The sequence below is a fragment of the Nonomuraea sp. NPDC049784 genome (genome assembly GCF_040659615.1).
GTDB lineage: Bacteria > Actinomycetota > Actinomycetes > Streptosporangiales > Streptosporangiaceae > Nonomuraea.
Genome location: NZ_JBFAMX010000037.1, coordinates 1 through 18,702, shown reverse-complemented (window position 1 = coordinate 18,702; position 18,702 = coordinate 1). Strand labels below are relative to the sequence as shown.

The following is an 18,702-nucleotide window of genomic DNA, read 5'->3' as shown; positions in this document are numbered from 1 at the left end:
TCCTACGCAGCCGGAGTCCTAGAGGCCTCGATAGGCGCCGACCCGGATAACCGGCCCGCCGGTCGGTTGAGGCGTCAGGGACGGCCGGTGCCGGCGGTGTCGATCGCGGCGCCTGCCTGGTCCGCCAGTGTGACCGCGACCAGGCGGGCCTGCAGGCTCGGTTTGGCTCCCGGTGTGGGGTCCAGCATGAACCGGCCGAGGAAGCGGCCGTTTCCGAACGTGCGCAACTCGACCTCCGTGTCGGGCAGCCCTCGCCGGTCGACGTTCCAGCGTTTGCGACCCCAGGTCACGGTGCCGTCCTGGTCCAGTCGAGGGGGATGGCCGATCAGGGTGCCGTACTCGAAGCGGCAGCCCCGCAGGTGCAACAGGTCGGTGAGCTGGGCCGTGACGCGGTCGACCACCACGTTGGGTTCCTTGGCGCTCTGGGCCAGCGTGGCCGTGTCGCGGATCCGGGCCAGGTAGTCGGCGTCGGTGATGGCGATCACCTTCAACCGCCGGGCGCGGGCGGCCAGTTGCGATACCGCCAGGCCAACGATGAGCAGTAGGGCCGCGGTCTGGATGTCGGCGGGCCGGTTGATGGTGAAGCGCTGGTAGGGCTGGGTGAAGAAGAAGTTGAACCACACTGCGGCCGAGATCGCGGCCAGCGCGCCGGCCGGCCGGTGGCCTGCGGCGGCGACCGCGACCACGATCACGACCAGGACGAGAGCGACGCTGGTGTTGGGCAGAGCGTCGCGCCACGGCAGCAGCGCCGCCGTGGTGGCCGGTGGCGCCAGGAGCGCGGCCAGGAGCGCGATGCGATCCCTGTCGAGGTAGCGCACGAAGCCCGGCACCTCCTCGTCCACGTGTTTGCCGAGGTCAATGCCCTCCTCCTACCCAGCCGACGTCGTCCTAGCTTCCTCCGGGGAGCGCAACCATGGAGTGGACGCGCCTGGGCGTTGTTATCCAGAACGCTCGGTCCGGCCCCGGACGAGGCGGCGGCCGAGCAGGATCGCCAGCCATACGGCCAGCACGGTGCCCGTGCCGGTCACCATCGAGCCGAGCACGATCTCCGGCCGGCCATTCGGGGCCGGGGTGATGCGTTCGTGCGCATCCACCCAGACCCAGACGCGCGTGTCCGCGGCGTGGTCCAGAGACAACCGGGCTGTGCCTGTGTGGCGCTGCCCGTCCAGGCCGGTCCAGGCGATGTCCACGACGACGCCCTTGGGCACCCCGCGGCTGTGGTTCTCCATGACCTCTGCCTCGACCTGCCGGTGGGCGGCCACGTAGGAGTCCGCCTGCCGGGACAGCGACCCGGACGTCAGCAGCGCAGCGGCGCAGCCGGCCAGCGCGGCGATGACGATTCCCGGTAGCCGGACGTCCTCGCGGAGAAAGAATCGCCGGGGGCTCATGACGTACGGCTCCTCTCCGTCATTGTTTTCACCTCGTCAGCCCGTCGGCGATGGGGCCCAGGGACAGGGCAGGCAGGAAGTTCAGCAGCGCCAGGATCAGCGCGGCGCCCGTAGCCAGCACCACGAAGTTGATCCCATGAGGGCGCAGGGTGCCGGCCGTGGCGGGCGCCGGCTGCCGGCCCACCATGCGTCCGGCCAGCGCCAGGACGAACGCGATCGGCAGGTACCGGCCGCCGAGCATGGCGACGGTCATGGTGAGGTTGTAGAAGGGGGTGTTGCCGTTGAGCCCGGCCATGGCGCTGCCGTTGCTGTTGACGTTGCTGGTGTAGGCGTACAGCACCTCAGTGAGGCCGTGCGCGCCGACATTGCCCATCGACGAGCGCCCTTCGGGCAGGGCGATGGCAATGGCGGTGAAGGTCAGGACGAGCGTCGGGCCGACCAGGGAGTAGAGCATGACGTTCCGCATCTCGTGGTGGCCGATGCGCTTGCCCATGAGCTCCGGCGTGCGGCCGACCATGAGCCCGCCCAGGAAGACGGCGACGAGTACGGCCATGATCAACCCGTACAGTCCGCTGCCGGTGCCGCCGGGGGCGATCTCGCCCAGCATCATGGCGGCGAGGAGCACGCCGCCGCCCAGGCTGGAGAAGCTGTCGTAGGAGGAGTTGAGCGCGCCGTCGGCGCTGGCTGTCGCGGTGACGCCGAAGAGGGTGCTGCCCGGGATGCCGATGCGGGTCTCGGTGCCTTCGAACTGGCCGCCGACCGCCTGCGCGACCGTGCCGGTCTGCGCGCTCTGGGCCAGGTTGCCGGCGGTGAGCAGCAGGCCGAACAGGATGGCGACCACGGCGAGCATGGTCCAGCCGAGCTTGAGGTCGCCCGACATGCGGCCGAACAGGCGGATGAAGGCGGTGGGGACCAGCAGCATGAGCAGGATCTCGATGGCATTGGTCATCGCCGAGGGGTTCTCGAACGGGTGGGCGCTGCTGACGTTGAAGAAGCCGCCGCCGTCGCCGGACATGAGCTTGATCGACTCCCAGGAGCCGACCGGGCCGCCCAGGAGGGTCTGCGCGCCGCCGGCGAGGGTCTGTACGGTGTGGGGGCCGGACAGGTTCTGCTGCACGCCCAGGCCGATCAGCGCCAGGCCGAAGACCAGGGCCAGCGGCAGCAGCACGCGGACGATGCTGCGTACCAGGTCCACCCAGAAGTTGCCGAGCCCGGCCCCGCTGCGCCGCACCAGCCCGCGGATCAGGGCGAGCCCCGCGCACATGCCGACTGCGGCGGAGGCGAACGCCTGCACGCCCAGGCCCGCCATGAGCGTCAGGTACGTGTGCCCGACCGGCGACTCGCCTGCGTAGTTCTGCCAGCTGGTGTTGGTGGTGAAGCTGACCGCGGTGTGCAGGGCCATATCCCACGGCATGCCCTCGTGGCCGATGTTCCACGGCAGCACGCCCTGGAAGGTCAGCAGGCCGAACAGGACCACGATGCTGACCACGGAGAAGGCGAGCAGGGCGAGGAGATAGTGGCGCCAGTCCTGCTCGGAGTCAGGGTCGACGCCGCACAACCGATAGAGCGCGCGCTCGATCTTGAGGTGCCTGCCGCCGTCCAGCGCTCTGGCCATGTAGTCCCCGAGCGGGACGTGTACGACCAGCAGGACCGTCAGGATGAACAGCGCTTGCCAGAGCATGGTCAGGCCTTCCCATCATGCGCGAGCGTCAATGTCGGCACGTTCATGGGGGGCTCGCCGAGGAAGCGCAGCGTCTGGTTGACGCCGGTCATGGCCAGGGGATGGAGCAGGCGCACCGCGAGGGTGAGCAGCAGGTCCGCCCGGAGGGCGGCCGGCGTATGTTTCATGAGCGGATTCCTGGGATGAACTGAATGAGAAGGTTGATCAGCTGACGACCGCGGACGGCACGATCACGCAGCCCCGCCCGTATACCCGTGTGTCGGTGAGAAACCTGGATGCGCCGGCGAGGGCGTGGTCGTCATGCACATGGAAGTCCCGCTGATCCGGTTCCGGAACCACACTTGACGGGTTTGATACGGCAAATGCCCAAATCACTGCGCATGCTTGACGCGACAGGGTCTTCGGAGCCGGTCGCGCGGGTGCGCCGTCAACGTCGCAGCGCGGCGAGCGCTTGCTCAGGCGCGGCCGAGGCCAGGCCGGCCAGCAGCGCGGCGGCCGGGTCTTCCGGGGTCGGGCAGGCACCGGAGGGCCTCCCGCGGGCTCCTGGCTGTGCGGATCTCCGGGCCGAACAGGGTGGAGGCGGCCGGTCGCGGCCGGCCGTCCTGCGCGGCGACCACCTCGCGCAGCACGCCGATGAGCTGTCGCGCTGCTGCGTGAGCGGGATCTCGTCGAGACCGCAGCCCCCGAAGGGAACCTTCGTAAAAGGACTCACCTAGGGGTGGACTCGCGGTCGAGCGGCGGGGCACCTGCCCAGTCCGGCAGCGGTTCGCATGCTGTGAGACCCTGCGACGGCGATACCATCCAGCTCGGCAAGGCTCCTGTCTCTTGGCCGGACGCTCCGCGTCGCAGCCAGAACCGTGAACACCGGCCGTCTGAGCCCTTCACCAAAACACCTACGTTCACGACGTGCTCGCGCAGATCCTCACGCGGCGCTGACAACCTCCAAGCCGCGTCGTTCCCCGTATCAGGTGGGGAACGGCGAGGCTTCGGCACGCGCGGCTGTGCCGCTGCTGACGTCCGCCGGCCCCGTGTCAGGGTCATGCTGAAGAGAAATCGAACCGGCGTGTCAGCACTCGGGTGGCTTGGCATGCGTGAATTCGGGTCGCTTTGTCTACACCCCGATCATTTCCAGAGCGCCAACTTTCGACCGGGTCCTCCCGTACTGGCCTGATTGGGGTGCGTCACCGTCGAACAGCGCGACGCTGGGCGAGGCCTGAGACAGGCACCGTGCACCACGACCGGGCGGCGAGTTGCCCGGAGGCTCTGATCTGGTCGAACCAATGCAGCCCTTGTGTCATGGTGCGAGCGAGATAGAGCTGCAGCAGCTTGGCGCAGGCGCGCGCATCGCTTTCGGCATGGTGTGTGGTGCTGTTGTCGATCCCTTCAGCCGTGGCGCAGTCGGCGAGTCGGTGGGAGGGCGACGATTGCCCGAATCGCCGCGATAACTCCAGGGTGCACAGGGTCATCAGGTCATCAGGGGCGAGCCCGGCGCGGGCGAACTCGGTACTGAGCACTTCGGTGTCGTAACGGACGTTGTGGGCGACGATCACCGCGCCATCGAGCATGGTCGCGACGTCTCCGACGATCAACCGCGACCGCGCTTTCATCGACGATCCCGACAGTCTCGACATCACTCGCGGAGCCCTCGGGCACCTCGCCTTCGGCCACGGCGTGCACCACTGTCTCGGGGCTCCGCTGGCCCGAGCGGAGATGAGTATCGCGTTCCCGGCCCTGCTAAGACGCTTTCCCCACCTCGCACTGGCCGACCCGTTCGAGCAGATCGAGTTCCGGGCCTTCAACGCCATATTCGGATTGAAGTCCCTGAGGCTCACCTGATGACGGGACGGGATGGCTTGCGGCCCCATCCTGCGGGACTCGCCTGATGCGCTGCCGTGGCGCTCCATGCTGCTGCACCCCGACCACGATCGGGTCGTCGCCGTGGTAGCCGGCTTCGGCGACGAGGACGGTCAGTCGTTGTCCCAAGGTCCTGCAGCGTCATCGAGCGGGTAGAAGTCGTTGGTGATGTATTCGGCAAGGTCTCGGCCGTAGCTGATGATGTCCGCTCCCCATACAGACAGCACCTGCCTGCCGTACGTGCCGCCTCCGCCAGGCAGGAAACGATGTGCGTAGAGCGGGATCAGCTTCGGTGCCCTCTCCAGCTCTTGCCGTGCGATCCGTGACGCCTCCGCGTTGGCCTCAGGGCGGGCTCCCCATGACTTCAGCCAAGCGCCACGCTCCACATCGCGCAGAACCTCACGTACGGGCCACTCCACATGGAGGCGAAGTTCCTCCTCATAGCCGTCGCGCCAGTCCGGCCAGGGGCTCTCCCACGTGGCACCTTCCTCCGGCCGGGCGGAGTTGATCGGGAGCCCGGCGGCGAGGAAGGCGCGATGATCGTCGGCGAATTCGATGCCGTACTCCGCCTCGATCCAGGTGAACTCCCTGTCGGTCAAACCCGGCCTGATCTCGCAGGCCCCGAACAACGCCAGGCGCCGAGCGGCTTCACGCCCGAGACGGACCGCATCTTGATGCAGCACGCCGTCCACCGTATCGAGGCGTCGGGCGATCTTGATTCCTGCGGGGTGCCGCCCGCACTCCGGCCGGTCCGATGGAGTCTTTTCCCTGCTCAGTACAGCGGCCTGGCCGATGGAAGACCCCTCGCCGGACATGCCTTCCATAGGATAGTTATGGGCAAATATAGTTATGAGAGTTGATAGTTCCTAGCGGTGACGCTATCGTTCGAGAGTCGTTTGGGCTCAGTCGCACCCCCTGCGTACCGCGAACCGACAGGCGGCTTACGACGAATCGACTGCCGGGGCAGAACGCTCCGGAGGCATCCATCCAGATGCGGTTCACAGGAGACATCCATGCATGACACCCGTTTCACACACCGGCGCCGACACCTGTCATCACGCCTGGCGCCGATGATTGTCGCTCTGTCGTTGAGCTTGGCGGCCTGGGTCGCCATCGGCGTCGCAGGACCGCAGCAAGCTCAGGCGCAGACGAAGAACCCGCGCTTACACGACTACCTGGGAACGTGGAACTACGATCAGCCTGATCGCGAGAGCATGCGGAACATCGCGGTCATCAGTTGCCCGGACGCCAGTGCAGGCTGTACTCCAGGCCCGGCGCTCGAGGTTCCCCAGATCGGTGACATCGTGTTCTCGAAGGCAGCCGACGGTGGGATCGTGGGGCACACGGATCAGGGTTGTACGTGGACCTTCGCGGTGCGCTCCGCCTCGCTGGAACTGGATTCCCCGTCTCAGTACTGCTTCAACCATGTCATCGGCTCGGCGTACACCATCACGAAATGGTCGGTGACCATCTCGGGGAACCGTGAGCAGGAGATAATCGAGGCCGTCAGCCACCAACCGATCGGTGACTACGCCTTTGTCCTGGAGAAGGGCAGCCGCACCAAGGTGACGGGGCACGCCTGGGCACAGGCGCGGAAGGTCTTCCCGGGAACCTGGCAGTACGACGCATCGAATCAGCAGTCCCGCGTGAACATTCTCACCACCCGGTACACCGGCTCCGACCCGAAGATCACGGCCGTACAGGGTCTCGTCACGTTCACGAGCAGCCGCAAGAACACCATGACGGCTCGGACCGCCGACGGCTGCGACTGGACGTTCCGCGCACGCGGGAACACCGCCGAGCTCGAACCCGCACGCCAGACCTGCGAGACCTCGCTGGGGACCGTTACGGTCACGTTCTGGTCGATAGCGAGTGACGGCACGCATCAGGCATCGGTCATGGCCGGTGTCGACGAGCGCGGCGGGACGTTCCTGCTCAGCGTAGGCAGCCTGACCAAGCACTGACCCGCCGCCCCTTCCGCGTCGCCGCGTCAGGCGCAACCATCAACGTCGATAACCGTCACCGGCGCATACCATGTGGGGCTGATAGTGTGTGGCCCCGGAGGATTGGTGTGGATACCGAGGCTGGCCGGGCCGGTGACGGGGCGCCGCTGGCGACGCTGGCCGGCTATACGGGGCATCTGCTGCGCCGCATCTATGGCCGGGCGGTTCAGACCGCGCACGCCGTGTTGCCCGCCGGGTTTCAGCCGCGCGACTTCGCGATCCTCGGTGCACTCGCCGAGCGTGATGCCACGTCTCAGCATGACCTGGCGGAGAAGCTGAAGATCAATCGGACGATGATGGTCAAGGTCGTCGACAAGCTGGAGGATGCCGGGTACGTGGTCCGGCGGCGCAATCCGCAGGACCGGCGTTCGTACGCGCTGTCGGTGACTCCGGCAGGCAGGCGTGCCCTGGCGGAGGCGGCGCCGGCTTTCTCCCGAGCCGAGCAGTCGCTCACTCAGCCACTGTCCGGCAGGGAGCGGAAACGGCTCACCGTGCTGCTGCGCCAGTTGATGCCAGAGGTCGCGAGCGGTCTGCCTGAGGGGTTCCGCGGCCACATTGGTTACCTGCTCAACGCCGCTGACCGACGGCTGCGCCAGTTCAACGATGCGGCGCTCGGGGTGCTGGGCATCCAGATGCGGCACTTCACCGCGCTGGCCGCCCTCGCGGAGGCCGGACCTGTTGCCCAGCAGGAGCTGGCCCGCATGCTCGCGCTGACCGAACCGGCCATGGTGCAGATCGTCGACGAGCTGGAGACGGCCGGGTTGGCCGAGCGCGGCCGGGACAGACACGACCGCCGCCGGTACGCGCTGACGATCACCGACAAAGGCACGGCGACCCTCGCTGAGGCGCGACAGGCGATGGACGCGAACCAGCAGGAGGTGGTCGCCACGCTGGGTGAGCTTGGCGACGTGGAGCTACGAACGCTGCTCACGAAAATGATTGACGCGCCGTGCCCGGCCGAGTCTCACCCTGACCACGAGGGCTCGTAAGCAGCGGTCGATCATTTACTACCCATAGACGCCCGGGAAACGGATTGTTCGGGGTCAGCCGTTTCCCGCATCGGCTTCGGCCGTCGCCTCAAACGCGGGCCAAAGACGGAGGCGCAGTCCAGTTGCGGGCGACGGCCTACGTGCCCTGCTCCTGGCGATCGCCCTCACTGCGGTACGCAGGCCGATGTGACTCCGCTCTATGGCCGTGTGGCGCGGACGTAATAGAGCAGGTACGGCAGGTCGCCCTCGGACTCCACCTGGAAACCGGCGTCGGGGATCATGGTGCCCAGAAGGTCGCGCGGGCCGTGCTGCATGGCGGGGCCGCTGAGGGCGCCGACGATGTGTCTGGCCAGAGGGTTGGTGGGCGGGCGGAATTCGGCGATGAGCAGGCGGCCGCCTGGCCGTAGCACCCGGAACATCTGGCGTAGCGCCTCGGGCCGGGCGTCGGTGGGAATGTGGTGGACGGCGAGGCTGGAGATCACCAGGTCGAACGAGCCGTCGGGGAACGGCGGTTTCTGGCCTTCGCCTTGCACGTAGGTGCAATTGTCCGGGGCGCGCCTGGTGGCGTACTCGATCATCGCCTGGGACGGGTCGATGCCGGTCACGTGGCCGCTGGGCGTGACGACCGGAGCGAGGATGCGGCTGAGGTAGCCGGTGCCGCAGCCGACGTCCAGGATGCGATCTCCGGCTCGTGGTTTGGCGGTGGCGGCCAGGCGGGTGAAGGCGGCGCGGCGTCCGCCCAGGTATCCGATCGAGACGAAGGTGTCGTAGGCGCGCGGGTGGTCGATGGTGCCGCCTGCGTCGGCGTGCTCTTCGTGGCTGTGCAGGAGCTTTCCCAGGCCCATGATGTTGCCTCTCGATGTTGAACAATGTGTTCAGTTACGAATGATGCGTTCATAATGAGGCCGGGTCAACGAGCAAATCGCCCCTGCCGTGCGGTACTGAACAGAGGATGAGGAAGTGTCCGGAGACAGGCGGGTTCGGCGCACGCGCCGGATCGTCCAGGAGGCGCTCGTGGCGCTGATCCTGGAGAAGGGGTTCGACGCGGTGACCGTCACCGACATCATCGATCGCGCGGACGTGGGCAGGTCCACGTTCTACTCGCATTTCGCGGACAAGCAGGAGGTGCTGTTCAGCAACCTCGACGAGCTCGCGTTCCTCCGCCCCGCACCGGATACCCGATCGGGCGAGCTTTTCGCGTTCAGCCTGCCGATGTTCGAGCACGTGCACGAGCAGCGGCGGCTCGTCCGGGCGCTGCTGGGACGGCGCGGCGGCGGCCAGGTGCACGCTCGCGGGGAGCAGTTGCTCGCCGCTGTCGTCAGGAATGAGCTCGTGGCCGCGGGCGCGCGGGCGTCGGCCTCGCTCGACCTGCTGGTGGTCTGCGTGGTCGGCGCGTTCATGGGGCTGCTGCGGGCGTGGGTGGACGGAGAGACCACTGCTACGCCTGCCGAGCTGGATGCCGCGTTCCGCGCGGCCGTCGAGCCGGGCGTGCGGGCGGCGTTGGGAAGGATCAGGAGTAGCTGAGAACGAGGGGCACCGCCAGGAAGGCGAGAGCCGCGGTCCAGGAGGAACGCCCCGATCCAGCGTGAGATCAGGGCGGCGATCCCGAAGCTCGCCAACGCGGCGGGTGCGAGTTCAGGCCGGTGAGCACCGCGAGGAAGGCCAGGGCGTAGGAGCCGAGCTGGTTGAGCACCCGTATCGACAGCAGTGTCTTCGCTGCCACCGGGAACGTCTCTTGCTGCTTCCTGCCCATGAACACCGAGGCAGGCTACCCGGCCGCTCCGACAAGAAGGCTTCCTGCCGGACGTCCGTAGGCGGCCAGGGTGGGACCGCAGCGTCGCCGTACGATCGTCAGCAGGCCCCGTCTGTGTGGCGTCATCGAGTGCTTTCCCCGGCGAGTTCCGCGTACGGTAGCGGGCAGTCGGGACAGGCGCAGTGGGTCAGGCTTGTGCAGCGGGCGGCCACTACCCGGCCCAGTGCGTCGCGCATGGTGTTCAGGTCGGCGATCTTGCGGTCGATTTCGTTTAGCTTGGCCTTGGCCCGTTCCTGCAGGTCCGGTGTGGGGTGGCCGCGCTGTCCGGTCTCCAGCAGCTCGGCCACTTCTTCCAGGGTGAAGCCGAGTCCCTGCGCAGCCTTGATCACTTTGAGCAGGGTGACCGTCTCCGGTGGGTAGGTGCGGTGCCCGCCGGAGCTGCGCCGCGGTTCTGCGATCAGGCCGCGCCGTTCGTAGTAGCGCAGGGTCTGGATGTTCACCCCGGCTCGCGCGGCCACCTGGCCGGTGCGCAGGTACGGTCCCTCGATGTCATACGCCACGTTTCCCCCTCACGTTGCTCGCATCCATCGGCATCACACCGGCTCCGCCCGCGCCTGCAGGGCGTCCAGCACCGCGGTCTGCCGCTGGGGGACTCGTACGTCCAGGGTCAGCGTGCCTTCGGCGATGCCGAGTGTGAAGGCGAAGAAGGAGCAGCAGCTGGTCTCGCGTGCCGTCAGCTCGGCGGCTTGAGCGGCGTTCTGCGGGCTGAAGGCCAGTTCCAGGCGCAGGCGCGTCTGCTCCGGACGTTGCACGGCCTGCACGGCGCGGGCGAACAGCGCATCGAACTCCACCAGCCGTAGCGGCTGCTCCACCGTGGGCAGTGTGCACGCTGACGGCACCCATCCCGAGGCGACGTGTTGTGTCATACCTCGACGCTAAGCCTGTACCTAGGTACCGGATGCAAGCCCTGTCTTCATGGACGTTCCGGTCGGGCGGCTGCCATGACGCCGTGGATGGCTTGGCCGATGCGTGCGGCGGCCTGGTCGGGGTCGGGTCGGCCGGTGTCCAGCCACGCGATCACGGCCTCGATGCTGAGGCTGGGGATCACGCGCCTGGACGCAGGCCGCCGCCGACACCCGCGACCGCGCCCGCTCCGAGCAAGGGCTGGCGGAGCTGTTCAGCTACGGACAGCGGCTGGTGGCGCGCAAACGTGCCGAGGACGACCCGGACGGTGATGTGATCTCCCGGCTGGCGGCCACCGAGGGGGTCAGCGACGACGAGGCCGCGATGATGGGCATGTTCCTGTTGTTCGCCGGCCACGAGACCACGGTCACCGTGATCGGCACGGGCGTGCTGTGGCTGCTGGCCAATCCGGACCAGTGGCAGGCGCTGGTGCACGACCCGTCCCGGATCGACGCCGCCGTGGAGGAGATCCTGCGCGCTCCTGGTCTGGGAGGCGGCGGCATCCGATTGACCGCCCTGCCGGTCACCTGGTGAGCGGGATCGGCGCGTGGCCGCGCGATGCGTCAGTCTGTAAGGCAGGCCCCCGTCGGCAGAGGTGATCAAGCATGGACGATCTATCCGAGTTCCAGCATCCGCGTTTCGCGCGCATGTATGTCGACACCGCACCCCTCGCCGACCGGCGAGGCGCCCGGGAACACCGGGTACGGCTCCTGACCGGGCTCGAGGGACGGGTGATCGAGATCGGTGCCGGCAACGGTGGCAACTTCGCCCACTATCCCAAGACCGTCACCGAAGTCGTCGCAGTCGAACCTGAGGACACCCTGCGCAGATTCGCCGTGACCGAGGCGGCCGCGGCCCCGGTACCGGTCACGGTTGTGGCCGGGCATGCCGAGGCCCTGCCCGGCGAGGCCGGCGCCTTCGACGTCGCGGTGGTGTCGCTCGTGCTGTGCAGCGTGCCCTCGCAGCGGGCGGCGCTGGCCGAGATCGTTCGGGTGCTGAAGCCGGACGGGAAGCTGCGCTTCTACGAACACGTCCGATCGGCGAACCCGGTGCTCGGCCTGCTGGAGGACGCGATCACGCCTTTGTGGCGGCGCGCGGCGGGAGGTTGCCACCCTAACCGCGACACCCTCGCCGCCATTCAGGAGGCCGGGTTCGTGGTGGACGACGTGGAGCGGTTCACCTTCGCGCCGCAACCACTGATTCCCGCCCTCTCACACTTGCTCGGTCGAGCTCACCGGCTCACGTCCAGCTGAGTCGTTCCTCCAGCAGCGCCTGTTGTGCCGGGTTGGCGGTCAGCTCCAGCGCCCGCTCATCAGCCCGGCGCGCTTCGTCGCGGCGCCCCAGGTCGCGCAGCAGCTCCGCCAGGGTGGCGTGGAACAAGGGGTAGCGCTCCAGCGTCTGGCCGAGCTCCTTCAACTCGGCGAGGGCCGTTTCCGCGCCCTGCGCATAGTGCAGCGCGATGGCCCGGTGCAGCCGAGCGACGGGCGACGGCGCCAGGTACAGCAGCATGTCGTAGAGCACCAGGATCTGCGGCCAGTCGGTGTCGGCGAAGCGCTCGGCCTCGGCATGGCAGGCCACGATCGCCGCCTGCACCTGGTAGGGCCCTGGCCGGTGGTAGGTGCGTGCCGTACGGGTCAGCAGCGCGGTCGCCTCCTCGATGGCCTGCCGGTCCCACAACGAGCGGTCCTGGTCGGCAAGGAGCACCAGGTGGCTTTCGGCGTCGAAGCGGGCCGCCCCGCGTGCCCGGTGCAGCCGGATCAGCGCCAGCAGCCCGGACGCCTCCGGCTCCTTCGGCATGAGGTTGGCGAGGAGCGCGGCCAGCCATTCGGCGTCGTCCATCAGATCGCGGGCGTGCGTGCGTTCGGGCGTGCTGGACAGGTAGCCCTCGTTGAACAGCAGGTAGATGACCGCCAGGACCTCGCCCAGCCGCTGCGGCAGCTCCTCGTCCGCCGGGATGCGGTACGGGATCCCGGCCTCGCCGATCTTGCGCTTCGCGCGGGTGATCCGCTGCGCAACCGTGGCCTCGGGCACCAGGAACGCCGCGGCGATCTGGGCCGTGCTCAGCCCGCACACCACCCGGAGCGTCAGCGCGATCTGCGCCGAACGTGACAGAGCCGGGTGGCAGCAGGTGAAGATCAGCCGCAGCCGATCGTCCTGCGGTGCGGGGTCCGGCCAGATGACCTGGGCGAGCTTGGCGCGGTAGTTCGACTCGCGGCGCAGTACGTCCAGGCCGCGCCGCCGCGCCACGGTGAACAGCCAGGCGTCCGGCCGCTCCGGAACGCCCTCGACCGGCCAGCGGCGCAGCGCCGTCTCGACCGCGTCCTGTACCAGGTCCTCGGCGGCGGAGAAGTCGCCCAGCAACGACACCAGGGACGCGGCGAGCCGGCCCGCGTGCTCGCGTACCACCCGGGCCAGGACCGCCGCGCTCGCCTGCTCGTTCACCACGCCGGACGGATCTCCACGATCGGGCAGGCAGGCCAGGTGCGGGCCACCTCCAGCGCCTCGTCCAGATCCGCGACCTCCACCTCCGCGAACCCGCTGATCACCTCCTTGCCCTCCACGAACGGCCCGTCGGTGACCACCGGATCCTCCTGGTCCAGGCGCATCGTGGTGGCGGTGTGCACCGGGTGCAGGTGCGTATGGTGAGTGATCTTGTCGGCGTGCGCGGCGAACCAGCGGCCCACCGCCTCATAGGCGGCGGCACGTTCCAGCTCGCCCATCGCCTCCAGCTCCTTGGCGAACTCCTCGGTCTCCACGAACATCAGCACGTACTTCACTCTCTTGACCTCCGCTGAGACGTTACCTGCCCGCTCTCAGCTTGCCGGGAGCGTGGCGTACAGGTCGACGCCGTTGCCGTCCGGGTCGGCCACCGTGGCGTAGCGCATGCCCCAGAACGCGTCGAACGGCTCCTTGATCCCGCGATAGCCCGCTTCGACCAGCTCGGCATACTTGGCGTCCACCCCGGCGGGGGAGTCGAACTCGAAGCACAGCAGGGTGCGCGGCCCGCCGGTCGGGGCACTCCAGCCGGGCAGGAACGGCGTGCGAAACGGCTCGGTGTCCAGCATCACGTGCAGCCCGCCGGGCAGGTCGCAGCCGGCGTGCTCGGGCGTGTGGGGGTCGAGCTTGAACTCCAGGCCCAGGTGGGCGTAGAAGGCGATCGTCGCGTCCATGTCGGACACCACGACGGCGATCGTGTTCAGCGTGGGATTCATGACCAGCTCCATCTCTGGATCGGTTGCTTTGTCATCGGGCCGCTCGGGGCCGTGTCGGACCGGCGGCCTCAGCGGACGTACACGTCCTTCACCAGGTAGACGATTGGCCGCTCGGCCGATACGACACCCCGCCCGAGAAGCTTTTGCGTCGTCATGGCGAGGTGATCGAGGCTGTGACCGTCCGGGGTGGCGTCAGTGTGCCGTGCCGGTCAAGTCGTCGATTAAGTCCTTGGCGTTCACGGGCGAATTCTCTCGGCTTTGAATACGGTAGGGGGGTATGGTACGTTGAAGAGGTCGGAAGGGGGAGACATGGCTGGATACAGCGACCACAAGCAGGACCAGCTGCGTCGGCTGCGCCGGATCGAGGGCCAGGTGCGCGGGTTGCAGCGGATGGTCGAGGACGACAAGTACTGCATCGACGTCCTGACACAGGTGTCGGCGGCCACCAGCGCCTTGCAGTCGGTCGCCATCTCTCTGCTCGAGGATCATCTGGCCCACTGCGTGGCCGAGGCCACCGCAAAGGGGGGCCCCGAGGCGCAGGCCAAGGTCAAAGAGGCTTCCGACGCGATCGCGCGGCTCGTCCGTGCCTGATAACACCAAGAAGGGTTGATCGATATGGCTACCGCTACCTACACCGTCAAGGGCATGACCTGCGGCCACTGCGTGAGCTCGGTGAAGGAGGAGGTCGGCGAGGTCGCCGGTGTCACCTCGGTGGAGGTGGACCTGGCCGGCGGCCTGCTGACCGTCGAGAGCGACAGCCCCCTGGACACGGCGACGATCGTTGCGGCCGTGGAGGAGGCGGGCTACGAGGTGGCGAATCCGGCATGAACGCAGCAGCGAAACTTGGTGCCTACGTCCTGGGCCTGGCCGTCGTCTTCGGCGGCGCCCTGGGGGTCGGGAGCGCGGTGGGCCAGGTCGGCCCGGCGCCGACCGAGCCGCAGCATGGGACGGCCCACGCGACTCCCGCGGGGGACGGTCATGGCGGCCATGAGGAGACCACCGCGACAGCGCAGGACGATACCCCCGGGGGGCTCCAGGTGTCTCAGAACGGCTACACCCTCAACCCATTGACCACCATCAAGGCCGGCGAGCCCACCGATTTCCGGTTCACCGTGACGGGGCCCGACGGCAAGCCGGTGACCGGCTACCAGGTCCAGCACGACAAGAAGCTGCACTTCATCGTGGTGTCGCGGGATCTGGGGACGTTCCAGCACGTGCACCCGGACATGGCCGCCGACGGCGTGTGGTCGGTGAAGCTGACGCTGGACGACCCGGGCGCCTACCGGGCCTTCGCCGACTTCGCCCCCACCGGCGGGAGCGGCCTGACCCTCGGCGCGGACCTCCTGGTGGCGGGCGACTACAAGCCGCGGCCCCCGACCGAGGTCAGTCGTACGGCGACAGTGGACGGCTACACCGTCTCCCTGGCTGGTGACCTGGTGCCCGGCCAGGCCAGTAAGCTCACGCTGAGTGTGAGCAAGAACGGTGAACCGGTGACGGATCTGCAGCCGTATCTGGGAGCGTACGGACATCTGGTCGCCTTGCGGGCCGGTGACCTGGCCTACCTGCACGTGCACCCGGACGGCGAGCCGGGCGACGGCAAGACGGCGGCGGGGCCGGAGATCACGTTCTACGCCGAGGTGCCCAGTGGTGGCGACTACGGGCTGTTCCTGGACTTCCAGCACCAAGGGAAGGTCCGTACCGCGGCCTTCACCGCCCAGGCCGGGGCCGGGCAGCCCAAGCCCACGGCAGAGCCGAGCGCCAGCCCGTCTCACGGCAATCACACGCATTGATCGCAGGACGCGAAGAAAGGAGACGTGATGTCTTCCCTGACTGAAGGCAGGGCTGTCGAGCTGTCGATCGGCGGCATGACCTGCGCGTCCTGCGCGAACCGGATCGAGCGCAAGCTGAACAAGCTCGAGGGCGTGAGCGCGACCGTCAACTACGCGACGGAGAAGGCGAAGGTCACCTTCCCCGAGGGTGTGGACCCGCAGCGGTTGATCGCCGAGGTGGAGAAGGCGGGTTACACCGCCGAGCTGCCGGCACCGCCCGAAACCCAAGCGCAGGAGGAGCCGCAGGACGAGCTCAAACCGCTGCGCGAGCGGTTGGTCACCGCCGTCGTGCTGAGCGTGCCGGTGGTGGCGATGGCGATGGTTCCGGCGTTGCAGTTCACCAACTGGCAGTGGCTGTCGCTGGTGTTGGCAGCTCCGGTGGTGGTGTACGCGGGGTGGCCGTTCCACAAGGCGGCCTGGACGAACCTGCGGCACGGCGCCGCCACGATGGACACGCTGATCTCGGTCGGCACGCTGGCCGCCTTCGGCTGGTCGCTGTGGGCGCTGTTCTTCGGCACCGCGGGCACACCCGGGATGACCCACCCGTTCGCCTTCACCATCGAGCGCACCGACGGCTCCGGCAACATCTATCTCGAGACCGCGGCGGCGGTGACCGCGTTCATCCTGGCCGGCCGCTACTTCGAGTCCCGCTCCAAGCGGCGGGCCGGCGCGGCCCTGCGGGCGCTGCTGGAGCTGGGCGCCAAGGACGTGGAGCTGGCCGACGGCCGCCGCGTCCCCACCGACCAGCTCAAGGTGGGCGACACCTTCGTGGTGCGGCCGGGTGAGAAGATCGCCACCGATGGCGTGATCGTCGAGGGCTCCTCAGCGGTGGACGCCTCGATGCTGACCGGCGAGTCCGTGCCTGTGGAGGTCCGCCCCGGCGACGCGGTCACGGGAGCCACCGTGAACGCGGGCGGCCGCCTCATCGTCAAGGCCACGAGAGTCGGGGCCGACACCCAGCTGGCTCAGATGGCCAAGCTGGTGGAGGAGGCGCAGACCGGCAAGGCGGCTGTGCAGCGGCTGGCCGATCGCATCTCGGGCATCTTCGTGCCGATCGTGATCGCGCTGGCGGTCGGGACGCTCGGGTTCTGGCTCGGCACCGGCAACGGCACGGCGGCGGCCTTCACCGCGGCGGTCGCAGTGCTGATCATCGCCTGCCCGTGCGCGCTGGGCCTGGCCACGCCGACGGCCCTGCTGGTCGGCACCGGCCGGGGCGCCCAGCTGGGCATCCTGATCAAGGGCCCGGAGGTGCTGGAGTCCACCCGCAGGGTCGACACGATCGTGCTGGACAAGACCGGCACGGTGACCGAAGGCAAGATGACCCTGGTCGGCGTGCATCTGGCCGAGGGGGAGACCCGCGAGGAGGTGCTCCGGCTGGCCGGCGCGCTTGAGCACGCCTCCGAGCACCCGATCGCCCAGGCCATCGCCCGCGCAGCCGACTCCGACGCCACCGTGGAGGACTTCGCCAACGTCGAAGGGCTCGGCGTGCAGGGCATCGTGGACGGCCACGCGGTCCTGGTCGGACGGCCCCGGCTGCTGGCCGAATGGTCTCAGCACCTGCCCGCCGACCTCGAACACAAGCTGGCCGACGAGCAGGCGGCGGGCCGCACCGCGGTGGCGGTCGGCTGGGACGGCCAGGCGCGGGCGGTGCTGGTAGTGGCCGACGTGGTCAAGCCGACCAGCAAGCAGGCCATCTCCGAGTTGCGGGCGCTGGGCCTGACCCCGGTGCTGCTGACCGGCGACAACGAGGCGGTGGCGAAGACCGTCGCCGCCGAGGTGGGCATCGACGAAGTGATCGCCGAGGTGCTGCCCGCCGACAAGGTCGAGGTGGTCAAGAAGCTCCAGGCCGAGGGCAAGGTCGTGGCCATGGTGGGCGACGGGGTCAACGACGCCGCCGCACTGGCCCAGGCCGACCTCGGGCTGGCGATGGGCACCGGCACCGACGCCGCCATCGAAGCCTCCGACCTCACCCTGGTCAGAGGCGATCTGCGGGTGGCCGCCGACGCGCTCCGGCTGTCCCGCCGCACGCTGGCGACGATCAAGGGCAACCTGTTCTGGGCCTTCGCCTACAACGTCGCCGCCCTGCCACTGGCCGCGCTCGGCCTGCTCAACCCGATGATCGCCGGAGCCGCGATGGCGTTCTCCAGCGTCTTCGTGGTCAGTAACAGCTTGCGGCTACGCCGTTTCACGTAAGAAACCGTCCCCTGTGGCCGAAGGCGATCACCGCCTTCGGCCACATTCGTACGATCACCCGCGACCGCTTTCGCAGGCAAAGGTCGCGCACAACTGGGGAGCGCCTGGGTTCGCCACGCTCGCCGGCGTGGCTCGGCTGTCGTATCGAGGGCCGGTCAGAGCCCGTTGCGCCGTCGTAGGCGTAGCCGATCACCAGCCGTACCGCGCGGAGGGCCAGACGCCCGGCGGGACTGGGTCAGTGGCCATCAGGGCCTTTCCGCGGTGATGGGGGTGGTGGTGGCGCGTCGCCAGGCGGCGTTGCGCAGCAGGCGCAGTCCGTTGAGGCCGACGATGACGGTGGAGCCCTCGTGTCCGGCCACGCCGAGCGGCAGGGGCAGGTCGCCGAGCAGGTCCCAGACCACCAGTACGGCGATGAAGGTGGCGGCGATGGCGAGGTTGGCCGCTACCAGGCGGCGGGCACGGCGGGCCAGCGCGATCACGGCCGGAATGGTGGACAGCTCATCGCGGGTGACGACCGCATCTGCGGTGTCCAGGGCGAGATCGGAGCCGGTGCGACCCATGGCGATCCCGGTGTGCGCGGTCGCCAGGGCGGGGGCGTCGTTGACCCCGTCGCCGACCAGCGCCACCCGTACGCCCTGCTGCTGCAGCTCGCGCACCACGCCCACCTTGTCTTCGGGCAGCAGACCGGCACGGACGTCGGCGATGCCGGCCTGGGCCGCCAGCCGGGCGGCCGCGCGCGGGTTGTCGCCGAGGATCACGCTCGCGCACACCAGCAGGCAGGCCCCCACCATGATGTTGATATCCACGGGGTCAGGCGCGTCGGTGAGGACGACATGG

General features: G+C 68.7%; 24 protein-coding genes. 10 read left to right on the top strand and 14 right to left on the bottom strand.

Translation table 11 applies throughout. From position 1 onward, the window contains the following. Positions 1-74: 74 nt before the first annotated feature. The 5 genes from AB0J09_RS11820 to AB0J09_RS11800 all read right to left on the bottom strand — a co-directional run bounded on the left by AB0J09_RS11820 (position 75) and on the right by AB0J09_RS11800 (position 4,634). A complete protein-coding gene (locus AB0J09_RS11820) occupies positions 75-842 on the bottom strand; it encodes a DUF4118 domain-containing protein (RefSeq protein ID WP_360688982.1) in 768 nt (255 codons plus the stop codon). A gap of 96 nt (positions 843-938) precedes the next feature. Next, positions 939-1,388, bottom strand: coding sequence for a hypothetical protein (locus AB0J09_RS11815; protein ID WP_360688980.1), 450 nt, complete (start codon positions 1,386-1,388; stop codon positions 939-941). Between the two features lie 28 nt (positions 1,389-1,416). Further along, positions 1,417-3,069: a potassium-transporting ATPase subunit KdpA gene (gene kdpA / locus AB0J09_RS11810; protein WP_360688978.1), complete on the bottom strand. Its 1,653-nt coding sequence runs from the start codon at positions 3,067-3,069 to the stop codon at positions 1,417-1,419. Positions 3,070-3,071: 2 nt separating this feature from the next. Then, positions 3,072-3,236 carry a hypothetical protein gene (locus AB0J09_RS11805; protein WP_360688976.1) on the bottom strand — a complete coding sequence of 55 codons (165 nt, stop codon included), beginning with the start codon at positions 3,234-3,236 and terminating at the stop codon, positions 3,072-3,074. A 1,014-nt stretch (positions 3,237-4,250) separates the two neighbouring features. After that, positions 4,251-4,634 carry a 3'-5' exonuclease gene (locus AB0J09_RS11800; RefSeq protein ID WP_360688974.1) on the bottom strand — a complete coding sequence of 128 codons (384 nt, stop codon included), beginning with the start codon at positions 4,632-4,634 and terminating at the stop codon, positions 4,251-4,253. Here AB0J09_RS11800 and AB0J09_RS11795 point away from each other — a divergent pair. Continuing rightward, positions 4,633-4,905 carry a cytochrome P450 gene (locus tag AB0J09_RS11795; RefSeq protein WP_360688972.1) on the top strand — a complete coding sequence of 91 codons (273 nt, stop codon included), beginning with the start codon at positions 4,633-4,635 and terminating at the stop codon, positions 4,903-4,905. The genes AB0J09_RS11800 and AB0J09_RS11795 overlap by 2 nt on opposite strands. Positions 4,906-5,036: 131 nt before the next feature. On the opposite strand, the gene AB0J09_RS11790 is transcribed toward AB0J09_RS11795, so the two are convergent. Next, a complete protein-coding gene (locus AB0J09_RS11790; RefSeq protein ID WP_360688970.1) occupies positions 5,037-5,606 on the bottom strand; it encodes a hypothetical protein in 570 nt (189 codons plus the stop codon). A gap of 387 nt (positions 5,607-5,993) precedes the next feature. On the opposite strand from AB0J09_RS11790, the gene AB0J09_RS11785 reads away from it, so the two are divergent. Together AB0J09_RS11785 and AB0J09_RS11780 are read left to right on the top strand one after the other, a co-directional pair. After that, positions 5,994-6,887: a hypothetical protein gene (locus AB0J09_RS11785; protein ID WP_360688968.1), complete on the top strand. Its 894-nt coding sequence runs from the start codon at positions 5,994-5,996 to the stop codon at positions 6,885-6,887. 107 nt (positions 6,888-6,994) lie between these two features. Beyond that, entirely contained in the window at positions 6,995-7,915 is a 921-nt protein-coding gene (locus tag AB0J09_RS11780) for a MarR family transcriptional regulator (RefSeq protein ID WP_360688966.1), read from the top strand. Between the two features lie 197 nt (positions 7,916-8,112). On the opposite strand, the gene AB0J09_RS11775 is transcribed toward AB0J09_RS11780, so the two are convergent. Next, complete coding sequence (locus AB0J09_RS11775; protein WP_360688964.1) at positions 8,113-8,760, bottom strand: class I SAM-dependent methyltransferase; 648 nt, start codon at positions 8,758-8,760, stop codon at positions 8,113-8,115. A 115-nt stretch (positions 8,761-8,875) separates the two neighbouring features. On the opposite strand from AB0J09_RS11775, the gene AB0J09_RS11770 reads away from it, so the two are divergent. After that, complete coding sequence (locus AB0J09_RS11770) at positions 8,876-9,439, top strand: TetR/AcrR family transcriptional regulator (protein WP_360688962.1); 564 nt, start codon at positions 8,876-8,878, stop codon at positions 9,437-9,439. Between the two features lie 67 nt (positions 9,440-9,506). On the opposite strand, the gene AB0J09_RS11765 is transcribed toward AB0J09_RS11770, so the two are convergent. The 3 genes from AB0J09_RS11765 to AB0J09_RS11755 all read right to left on the bottom strand — a co-directional run bounded on the left by AB0J09_RS11765 (position 9,507) and on the right by AB0J09_RS11755 (position 10,594). Further along, a complete protein-coding gene (locus AB0J09_RS11765; protein ID WP_360688960.1) occupies positions 9,507-9,674 on the bottom strand; it encodes a hypothetical protein in 168 nt (55 codons plus the stop codon). Between the two features lie 116 nt (positions 9,675-9,790). Then, complete coding sequence (locus AB0J09_RS11760; protein ID WP_360688958.1) at positions 9,791-10,228, bottom strand: MerR family transcriptional regulator; 438 nt, start codon at positions 10,226-10,228, stop codon at positions 9,791-9,793. A 33-nt stretch (positions 10,229-10,261) separates the two neighbouring features. Further along, positions 10,262-10,594 carry a hypothetical protein gene (locus AB0J09_RS11755; protein WP_360688956.1) on the bottom strand — a complete coding sequence of 111 codons (333 nt, stop codon included), beginning with the start codon at positions 10,592-10,594 and terminating at the stop codon, positions 10,262-10,264. Positions 10,595-10,865: 271 nt separating this feature from the next. Here AB0J09_RS11755 and AB0J09_RS11750 point away from each other — a divergent pair, with 271 nt between their 5' ends. Together AB0J09_RS11750 and AB0J09_RS11745 are read left to right on the top strand one after the other, a co-directional pair. Continuing rightward, positions 10,866-11,165 (top strand): hypothetical protein, encoded by a 300-nt coding sequence (locus AB0J09_RS11750; protein ID WP_360688954.1) that lies wholly within the window; start codon positions 10,866-10,868, stop codon positions 11,163-11,165. 71 nt (positions 11,166-11,236) lie between these two features. After that, a complete protein-coding gene (locus AB0J09_RS11745; RefSeq protein WP_360688952.1) occupies positions 11,237-11,884 on the top strand; it encodes a methyltransferase domain-containing protein in 648 nt (215 codons plus the stop codon). Here AB0J09_RS11745 and AB0J09_RS11740 read toward each other — a convergent pair. The 3 genes from AB0J09_RS11740 to AB0J09_RS11730 are packed head-to-tail and all read right to left on the bottom strand — an operon-like array spanning position 11,871 to position 13,843. Further along, complete coding sequence (locus AB0J09_RS11740) at positions 11,871-13,076, bottom strand: DUF6596 domain-containing protein (protein ID WP_360688950.1); 1,206 nt, start codon at positions 13,074-13,076, stop codon at positions 11,871-11,873. The genes AB0J09_RS11745 and AB0J09_RS11740 overlap by 14 nt on opposite strands. After that, positions 13,070-13,408, bottom strand: coding sequence for a YciI family protein (locus AB0J09_RS11735; protein WP_360688948.1), 339 nt, complete (start codon positions 13,406-13,408; stop codon positions 13,070-13,072). The genes AB0J09_RS11740 and AB0J09_RS11735 overlap by 7 nt, the downstream gene beginning before the upstream one ends. 36 nt (positions 13,409-13,444) lie before the next feature. After that, complete coding sequence (locus tag AB0J09_RS11730) at positions 13,445-13,843, bottom strand: VOC family protein (protein ID WP_360688946.1); 399 nt, start codon at positions 13,841-13,843, stop codon at positions 13,445-13,447. A 309-nt stretch (positions 13,844-14,152) separates the two neighbouring features. On the opposite strand from AB0J09_RS11730, the gene AB0J09_RS11725 reads away from it, so the two are divergent. From AB0J09_RS11725 to AB0J09_RS11710, 4 genes are read left to right on the top strand one after another with little or no spacing between them, the layout of a single operon-like run. Continuing rightward, positions 14,153-14,434 carry a metal-sensitive transcriptional regulator gene (locus AB0J09_RS11725; protein WP_360688944.1) on the top strand — a complete coding sequence of 94 codons (282 nt, stop codon included), beginning with the start codon at positions 14,153-14,155 and terminating at the stop codon, positions 14,432-14,434. Between the two features lie 24 nt (positions 14,435-14,458). Continuing rightward, positions 14,459-14,671: a copper ion binding protein gene (locus tag AB0J09_RS11720; protein WP_360688942.1), complete on the top strand. Its 213-nt coding sequence runs from the start codon at positions 14,459-14,461 to the stop codon at positions 14,669-14,671. After that, positions 14,668-15,633 (top strand): hypothetical protein, encoded by a 966-nt coding sequence (locus AB0J09_RS11715; RefSeq protein ID WP_360688940.1) that lies wholly within the window; start codon positions 14,668-14,670, stop codon positions 15,631-15,633. The genes AB0J09_RS11720 and AB0J09_RS11715 overlap by 4 nt, the downstream gene beginning before the upstream one ends. A gap of 27 nt (positions 15,634-15,660) precedes the next feature. Continuing rightward, the gene (locus tag AB0J09_RS11710; RefSeq protein ID WP_360688938.1) at positions 15,661-17,865 is read left to right on the top strand and encodes a heavy metal translocating P-type ATPase; all 2,205 of its coding nucleotides are present in this window, start codon (positions 15,661-15,663) and stop codon (positions 17,863-17,865) included. Positions 17,866-18,110: 245 nt separating this feature from the next. Here AB0J09_RS11710 and AB0J09_RS11705 read toward each other — a convergent pair. Further along, positions 18,111-18,702 (bottom strand): HAD-IC family P-type ATPase (locus AB0J09_RS11705; protein WP_360688936.1); only part of this gene is annotated, 592 nt, incomplete at its 5' end.

Excerpts from the sequence above, each read along its gene's own strand:
- AB0J09_RS11730 (WP_360688946.1), bottom strand. The coding sequence starts at position 13,843 with ATGAATCCCACGCTGAACACGATCGCCGTCGTGGTGTCCGACATGGAC.
- AB0J09_RS11720 (WP_360688942.1), top strand. The coding sequence starts at position 14,459 with ATGGCTACCGCTACCTACACCGTCAAGGGCATGACCTGCGGCCACTGC.
- AB0J09_RS11715 (WP_360688940.1), top strand. The coding sequence starts at position 14,668 with ATGAACGCAGCAGCGAAACTTGGTGCCTACGTCCTGGGCCTGGCCGTC.
- AB0J09_RS11800 (WP_360688974.1), bottom strand. The coding sequence starts at position 4,634 with ATGCTCGATGGCGCGGTGATCGTCGCCCACAACGTCCGTTACGACACC.
- AB0J09_RS11775 (WP_360688964.1), bottom strand. The coding sequence starts at position 8,760 with ATGGGCCTGGGAAAGCTCCTGCACAGCCACGAAGAGCACGCCGACGCA.
- AB0J09_RS11795 (WP_360688972.1), top strand. The coding sequence starts at position 4,633 with ATGGTCGCGACGTCTCCGACGATCAACCGCGACCGCGCTTTCATCGAC.
- AB0J09_RS11710 (WP_360688938.1), top strand. The coding sequence starts at position 15,661 with ATGTCTTCCCTGACTGAAGGCAGGGCTGTCGAGCTGTCGATCGGCGGC.
- AB0J09_RS11805 (WP_360688976.1), bottom strand. The coding sequence starts at position 3,236 with ATGAAACATACGCCGGCCGCCCTCCGGGCGGACCTGCTGCTCACCCTC.
- AB0J09_RS11815 (WP_360688980.1), bottom strand. The coding sequence starts at position 1,388 with ATGAGCCCCCGGCGATTCTTTCTCCGCGAGGACGTCCGGCTACCGGGA.
- AB0J09_RS11755 (WP_360688956.1), bottom strand. The coding sequence starts at position 10,594 with ATGACACAACACGTCGCCTCGGGATGGGTGCCGTCAGCGTGCACACTG.
- AB0J09_RS11725 (WP_360688944.1), top strand. The coding sequence starts at position 14,153 with ATGGCTGGATACAGCGACCACAAGCAGGACCAGCTGCGTCGGCTGCGC.
- kdpA (WP_360688978.1), bottom strand. The coding sequence starts at position 3,069 with ATGCTCTGGCAAGCGCTGTTCATCCTGACGGTCCTGCTGGTCGTACAC.
- AB0J09_RS11745 (WP_360688952.1), top strand. The coding sequence starts at position 11,237 with ATGGACGATCTATCCGAGTTCCAGCATCCGCGTTTCGCGCGCATGTAT.
- AB0J09_RS11785 (WP_360688968.1), top strand. The coding sequence starts at position 5,994 with ATGATTGTCGCTCTGTCGTTGAGCTTGGCGGCCTGGGTCGCCATCGGC.